A 621-nucleotide genomic window follows, 5' to 3' on the forward strand; every position below is an offset into this window, starting at 1 on the left:
CAGCCGCCAATGAACATGACCTTAATCAAGCCCGTAATCTGTTGCACGGTGATGAACAGTTTGTCTTTGCCGATGCCGGCTACCGAGGCGCTGAGAAGCGAAAAGAGCTCAATACAGACTCTGTACAGTGGCATATAGCCGAACAACCAGGCAAGTTGAAGAGACTCAGGAAACACCCCCGAATCAATAAAGTCATTTTGAAAACGGAATACCTGAAAGCCAGCATCCGAGCCAAGGTGGAACATCCCTTCAGAATCATCAAATGCCAGTTTGGATTTATCAAAGCCCGTTATCGGGGACTTCAGAAAAATGATGGCAAGCTGGCGATGTTATTCGCTCTGGCAAACATGGTTAGACTGGACCAAATGATTCGGACGCAGGGTTAATGTATCCGAAAGCCGGAAAAGCGGTTTCAATGGCAAGAAACTGAGTCATTTTCAGGTTGGATAATAGTGAATTAATGATTTGTCATTCACTGCATTTCTTTAAAGTCACTTGCTCGCAGGTTTCCTAATGTTTTAATCCGGTTGATGCTTTGTTTTTCCTGATTACCACTGTGGCTCAGCCAGCTTGAGAAGCCTTGCTGGCATGGGGCAGGTTCGCGCAGCCATGTAACCCAGC

General features: G+C 46.4%; 1 protein-coding gene. It reads left to right on the forward strand.

All coding sequences use genetic code 11. The annotated features are described in order from the left end of the window. Positions 1-386: transposase (locus ABD892_RS10130; RefSeq protein ID WP_345195503.1), on the forward strand; the 386-nt coding region annotated here is incomplete at its 5' end. Between the last annotated feature and the right edge of the window lie 235 nt (positions 387-621).

It is taken from the genome of Kistimonas scapharcae, assembly GCF_039540975.1.
Taxonomy (GTDB): domain Bacteria; phylum Pseudomonadota; class Gammaproteobacteria; order Pseudomonadales; family Endozoicomonadaceae; genus Kistimonas; species Kistimonas scapharcae.